The 6,024-nt window shown below is 62.9% G+C and carries 7 protein-coding genes; 1 reads left to right on the plus strand and 6 read right to left on the minus strand.

All coding sequences use genetic code 11. The annotated features are described in order from the left end of the window. Positions 1-211 precede the first annotated feature (211 nt). Together VN856_RS16115 and VN856_RS16120 are read right to left on the minus strand one after the other, a co-directional pair. Positions 212-916: a glycoside hydrolase gene (locus VN856_RS16115; RefSeq protein ID WP_325690748.1), complete on the minus strand. Its 705-nt coding sequence runs from the start codon at positions 914-916 to the stop codon at positions 212-214. Positions 917-985: 69 nt separating this feature from the next. Then, entirely contained in the window at positions 986-1,375 is a 390-nt protein-coding gene (locus VN856_RS16120; protein WP_325690750.1) for a hypothetical protein, read from the minus strand. Positions 1,376-1,606: 231 nt separating this feature from the next. On the opposite strand from VN856_RS16120, the gene VN856_RS16125 reads away from it, so the two are divergent. Next, positions 1,607-2,809 (plus strand): cytochrome P450, encoded by a 1,203-nt coding sequence (locus VN856_RS16125; protein ID WP_325690752.1) that lies wholly within the window; start codon positions 1,607-1,609, stop codon positions 2,807-2,809. A gap of 6 nt (positions 2,810-2,815) precedes the next feature. Here VN856_RS16125 and VN856_RS16130 read toward each other — a convergent pair whose 3' ends face one another. From VN856_RS16130 to VN856_RS16145, 4 genes are all read right to left on the minus strand, one after another. Further along, positions 2,816-3,553: an alpha/beta hydrolase gene (locus VN856_RS16130; protein ID WP_325690754.1), complete on the minus strand. Its 738-nt coding sequence runs from the start codon at positions 3,551-3,553 to the stop codon at positions 2,816-2,818. A gap of 82 nt (positions 3,554-3,635) precedes the next feature. After that, on the minus strand, positions 3,636-4,202 hold the full coding sequence (locus VN856_RS16135) for a helix-turn-helix domain-containing protein (RefSeq protein ID WP_325690760.1): 567 nt from the start codon (positions 4,200-4,202) through the stop codon (positions 3,636-3,638). A gap of 61 nt (positions 4,203-4,263) precedes the next feature. Further along, complete coding sequence (locus VN856_RS16140; RefSeq protein ID WP_325690756.1) at positions 4,264-4,590, minus strand: hypothetical protein; 327 nt, start codon at positions 4,588-4,590, stop codon at positions 4,264-4,266. After that, on the minus strand, positions 4,590-5,903 hold the full coding sequence (locus VN856_RS16145; protein ID WP_325690758.1) for an aromatic ring-hydroxylating dioxygenase subunit alpha: 1,314 nt from the start codon (positions 5,901-5,903) through the stop codon (positions 4,590-4,592). Before VN856_RS16145 ends, VN856_RS16140 begins: the two co-directional genes overlap by 1 nt. Between the last annotated feature and the right edge of the window lie 121 nt (positions 5,904-6,024).

Genomic DNA, 6,024 nt, shown 5'->3' on the forward strand with positions numbered 1-6,024 from the left:
ACCTGAGGGGGAAGCGGGTGGCGGGCCGAGTAGTTGAGCGGCGTACAAGGACTTCGCTCATTCACGGACGCACTCGAAGGCGCGTTCGACGCTGCTTGACTGTTGGGGGAAATGATCCTGTTCACAGGGGTGCTCCAGTAATCGCGCGGAAGCCAGATTCCTCATTGAAACGAGGGAGGTTTTCCTATCCGCGAGGCAAGCACCGCCGCAACTAGTGCGGCGCGGGACGCATGGAATCGATGAAATACGTTTCCTGCCCGGTCGGGTAACCGCCGCCGTCGGTGGAGATATGGACATGGTCGTAGTGGTTGGCGGTTTCGTTCCCCAGGTTTGCCGTCCAGCTCGGCTTGCCGATCCCCGGGTAGATCTTCTGCCGCCAGATCACGTGGTCGACACCCCACCGTTTGGCGTTGGCCAGGGCATAACCGGCGATCTGATCGCCGAGTTCGATGCCGTCAGGTGAGTTGTGGTTCGGGATCATCACGTCGATCGCCAACCCGTTGGGGTGCCACCTCAAGGCGTCTTGGCGATACCCGCCGATGGTCGTGATCTGCGGAAACAGCAGGCTGATGGCGCGAGCCGCCCAGATCGTCTTGACCTGAAGGCCGTTCTCGGGCGCGACGCCGGCGGGCAACGCGAAGGTGAAACTCTGAGCCGTGGTCGGGGCGTCGGCCGTCAACGACTTCAATTCAGCGGGACTGGCTACCCGCAGCTGTGGTGCCGGCGATGGCGGCGGTGCCGGTGGCGCGGGCTGCTGGAGTGCGACCGGGCTGGCGCTGGGCGCTGCTGCCGTCGGTTTTCGGTCGCAACACGGAGCCTCGGTGCTTTGGGCGTACAACATCGCGGCAGAAACGACGAGGGTCGCCCCGAACGCCAGCCAGCGGCCCCGCCCGTTGGTTGCCCGGCTACTGCTCACGAGCAGCACTTTAACGCCTGGTCAGACGTTGTGTGGCAACTTCGGCCAGGTCGGGTCGGAGCTCTTAGATCAGTAGATGACCGGCGAGAAGGCCGCTGAGTTGCCCGTACCCTGGCAACTCACGTCGACGGCGTAGTGTCCGCCCAGTTGCTGCCAGATGATCGTGATCGGTGGCGAAGGATTCGGCCCGTGAAGCGTCGTCTGCCGGTTGAAGGGCAGCGCGGGCGTGCCCTGAACTCCCACCGCATGGTATTGGCAGACTTCGATTGCGCCGGGTGGGTTTCGCAAGTCGGTGATCGTCGCGAAGATGGCCCCGCCGCCCTCGCCATAGTTGACCTGCATGCTGTTGTCACTGTTGTAGAAGTACGCCGGCTCGATTGCCTGCGCCGTTGCGGCGCTGGCGGCCAGCGCGGTCACCGCCGCCGCGCATATCGCCGAAGCTTTCGGGATGAATTTCATGGACTGCCCCTGCTTCCCATCGAATGTGGCTGACGCATCGTCCAGCCATTCTGCCGCCTATCGCGACCGGATACCCGCTTATCAGAGGTCTATTCGTGGGGCCTTGACGGGCGCCGCACACGGCTGCTAAACATGGCGTGCGCCCAGAATTGGGCGATCGCCCAAAACGCTGCAACGGAGGGGTGGCGCTACCGGTCGACGCCGGCAGCTGCCTGAAGTAAGGAAGCATCGATGACCGTCGCACATGAAACCGACGTCTACTACGACCCCTATGACACGGGGATCAACACCGATCCGTATCCGACCTACGCGCGGCTGCGCGAGGAAGCGCCGATCTACTACAACGAGCAATACGACTTCTGGGCCATCTCAAGACATTCCGACGTCGAGCAGGCGCTGGCGAACTGGCAGGTCTTTTCCAGCCGGCGCAGCGACATCCTCGAATTGGTGAAGTCGAAATTCGACATGCCCGGTGGCGTGATGATGTTTCAGGATCCGCCTGAGCATTCGATGCTGCGCGGTCTGATGTCGCGGGTGTTCACCCCCCGCCGGATGGCCGAGATCGAAGACCAGATTCGGGCCTACTGCGTGGGATGCCTGGACCCGCACGTCGGGTCCGACGGGTTCGACATCATCGCCGAGCTTGCGTCGATGATGCCGATGCGGGTGATCGGAATGCTGTTGGGGATCCCCGAATCCGAGCAGGTCTCGGTGCGCGACGCCAACGACGCCAACCTGCGTACCAAGCCGGGGACGCCGCTCAAGGTCGCGAACGCCGACTCCATCGCCGACGGGCGGATCTACGCCGACTACGTCGAATGGCGATCCAAGAACCCGTCCGACGACCTGATGACGACACTGCTCAACGTCGAGTTCGACGACGAGCATGGTGTGTGCCGGAAGCTGACGCGCAAAGAGGTGCTGCACTACACCCAGGTGGTCGCGGGTGCGGGGAACGAGACGACGGGCCGGCTGATCGGGTGGCTGGCCAAGGTGCTGGCCGAACACCCCGATCAGCGCCGCGAGATCGAGCAGGATCGTTCACTGCTGAATCGCACCGTCGATGAGACGCTGCGGTTCGAGCCCACCGGGCCGCACGTGGCCCGTTGGATGGCACAGGATTTCGAGTGCTACGGCACCACTATCCCGGCCGGCAGCGCGATGCTGCTGCTGTTCGGCGCGGCCAATCGCGACCCCCGCCGATACGCCGACCCGGACCTTTTCAACATTCATCGCGACAACATCTCGCACATCACTTTCGGCAAAGGTGTGCACTACTGCCTGGGAGCCAACCTCGCCCGGCTGGAGGGCCGCGTCGCGCTGGACGAGATCCTCAACCGCTGGCCCGAGTGGGATATCGACTACGAGACAGCACAACTCGCGTCGACGTCTACCGTGCGCGGGTGGGAGAAGCTCCGGATCCTGCTGCCCTGATAAGGGCTACGCGTAGAGCCGGCAGCGGCCGACGAGGATTTCTGCCAGCTGTTCCGGCGCACTGACCATCATCATGTGACAGCCCTTCATCTCGATCAGCGTCTGCACGCCGCCGAGCGCTTCGATATTCTTTCGTTGCACATTCGGGGCGAGCGCACGATCGCCCAGGGTGAGGATCCAGGTGCGAGGAATGTCATGAGGCATTCCGCGCCAAGACACTTTCTCCGTCAGCATGTGGAGTGATTCCGGATAGAGCTTGCCGCGCATGAATCGGCGGCGATGTGCCGGAACACCGTTCATGTACGCGAAACGCGCTAGCAAGCTTGGTGTTTGGCGTGGCACACCTCTTTTCGCGAAGCGTCGAGCGATTTTTGCGAGTAGCCATGGCAAGGTATCCACAAGCGTCTCGCCTTCGGGCGGAAGGAACGACGCAGCGAAGATCAGTTCGCGGACTCTGGCGGTTCCCAACTTGCTTGCCATACCGGGCAGCGTCATGCCGCCGATTGAATGGCCAACGATGACGATGTCCGTCAACCCTGTGCTCTCGATGTCGCCGATGAGCGAATCGACGCAGTCAGCGATCGACATCTCCTTCAGGTTGCCAGGCTTGCCCCGCCGCCCGGGCATGTCGAGGGCAAGCACGGTTAAGTCCGGTGCCAACCGCTGGATCTCATCGGTCGTGAGCTTCCAAGAATCGGCCGCGAGTCCGCCCCCGTGTACAAGGACCAATGCGGGCAGTGCCATGGCGGGCCTCCTCGAGCGCCGCGAGTCGCGCGCTCAGGATCGCATGGTAAATCCGGCAACGATGCGGCGAGGGGGATTAGCCCTAATCCGCGCCGTGGCCGCGATGGGCCTTGGGCTCCGGCATTTCGAATCGGTCCAGGAAGCGGTTCACCAGTGCGACAGCTTCCCGGTGGCCGCCCGAAGAGCCCAGTCCCTCCTCAAGGATCAGGGTGCGCCCGATCGCGGCGATGACAACGGCCAGCCCGGCCGGCGGGTATTCGTTCGCGTCGAGGTGATGTTCGCGGACGATGAAATTCAGTGCGGTGATCTGCATTTCGCGCCAACGCTCCGACCAGGCCGCGATCTCCGCACGGATTTCCTTGCGGTGGTTGGCAAGTCCCATGAACTCCAGCAGCAATCGGGTGTCCTTGGGTGCGATGAGGGTATCCCAGAACGCATGCAGTGGTCGGTCGGACCCTAACGCCTTCTGCTGACTTTCCAGGTATCCCGCGGCGCCAATCCGGAAAACCGCCAGATACAGCTCGTCCATGGTCGGGAAGTAATAGTGCACCAGCGCCGGCTTGACCCCCGCCTGGGCCGCGACCCGGCGTGAGGTGGCCGCGGCGTAACCCTCCTCGACCATGATCTGACTCGTCGCGGCGATCAGCATGTCGCGCGTGCTGGAGTCGCGTGCCTTGGGTCGGGCGGATGCGGTCACCTTCGGAGTCCTATCACACCGCCGGCTCAGCGACCATCTCGAAGAAGGCGGCACCCGAGTCGGGGATCCGGTTCTGCTTGAACACGTTGACGGCGTAGGAGACCAGGATCATCGAATACAGCAGGCGCAGCAGCGTTGTCGCGTCGTCCGGTAAATCGTCGATGTCGAGACCGTTGAGATAGGCGATCGCCTCCTCGGCCCGCGGCGCCACCGCGTCGTAGAAGCCGACCAGCTCGTCGAAAGGCTTCGACAGCCTGGCTTCATAACGTTGCGCCCGAGTCGGCAGCGCCCAGTCGACGACGAACGGCTCGAGGTCAGAGAATTCCTGTGGCAGTGGCACTATGCCTCCCGCGTGCTGTTGGCCGACTGGTAAGCGCCGACGGTGTCCCGAATGACCGTGTGGAACTGGCGGATGAGCAGCTCCTGGTCGCTGAGGTGAAAGGTGTTCTGCGCTCGTGTTTTCAGCGCGGAATGGGTGGCCTCGATGGTGTTCACGTCCTGCATGGCGAATTCGATCGTGCTGTCGACCACCAATTCCTGTGCGAGGCGATCGGCGGCGTTCGCCGGCGGCACGAAGTACAGATCGATCTCGTAGATGTGCGAGTCGACCGTTTCCGGCCAGTAGGTGTAGGTGATGTAGTACCCGCGTGCCCAGATCTGGATCGAGATGTTCGGGAAGAGCCAGAACTGGTCATTGCCCCACGATGCGATGTTGCCGCGGTTGAGGAAGTCGGCTCCATCGTTGTCGAGTCCGATGTCGGGAACGTCGTCGGGACCGAAAAGCCCTGCGCGGAACAGCTTGTAGACCCAGCGCTGGTCCTGGCGGGCCGGTCCCGCGGTGCCAGGTTCGCGCGACGGCAGTGGCGGCGGTCCGGGAACCGAGGTGAGCATGTGCGGGCGGAATAGCTCGTAGTGGTACGAGTCGACGGGCGGCACCATCATCTCGGCTTTGGAGACGTCCGGGTCGATGAAACGGCCGTGCACGTACGGCGGGTGGTACCACTCGCATACCGAGTCGACGGCGAGTTTCCAGTTGCCGTTGATCCGAGTCGAGAAGCCGTAGTGCTGGGTCATTTTCTCGAATGGATAGCCCTCAATGGGCAGCAGTCCGTCGCCGAGGAAGCTGCGCAACGGAACCGGGTCGTCCGCGAGATTGATGAAGATGAAACCCGCCCACACCTCGCAATGCACCGGCGGCATCCGCAGTGAGTCCTTGTCCAGGTTGAAGAACTCGCCCTCGTTGGTGATGTGGTTGACCTTGCCGTCCAGGCCGTAACGCCAGCCGTGGTACTTGCAGGAGAACGCGCGGCAGTTACCCGAGGATTCCTCGCCGGGGTGTTCCTGCCAGACCACCTTGTTGCCGCGGTGCGCGCACACGTTGTGAAACGCGTGCACCGTGTCGTCGAGGTCACGCGCAATCACAATCGAGGCAAGACGTCCGGGCAGGTCGCGGGTGAAGTACGAGCCCTTGCGCGGCAGTCGTTCGATTCGCCCGATGCACAACCAGTTTCGCTTGAACACGGCTTCGCGTTCGGCGGTGAAGAATTCCTCGGAGATGGAGTCTTCGTAGTTGACCGGGGCTGTTCCCAGTTCGGGGTAGTCGGTGGTGAACTTCCCCCGCCCGGTCGACAATCGTTGTTGGATGCTGGTCACGAGGGCACTCCTTCGTTGCGTTGACCGCCATTGCTCCAGGGTTCTTGGTCCCAAGCCCGATCGAGTGGCGCCATCTCGCCGCCGAACGGGAAAAACGCACGCTGTGCGTAGGTTTCGCGGG

Origin of the sequence: Mycobacterium sp. (genome assembly GCF_035603715.1) — a bacterium.
Taxonomy (GTDB): Bacteria; Actinomycetota; Actinomycetes; order Mycobacteriales; family Mycobacteriaceae; genus Mycobacterium.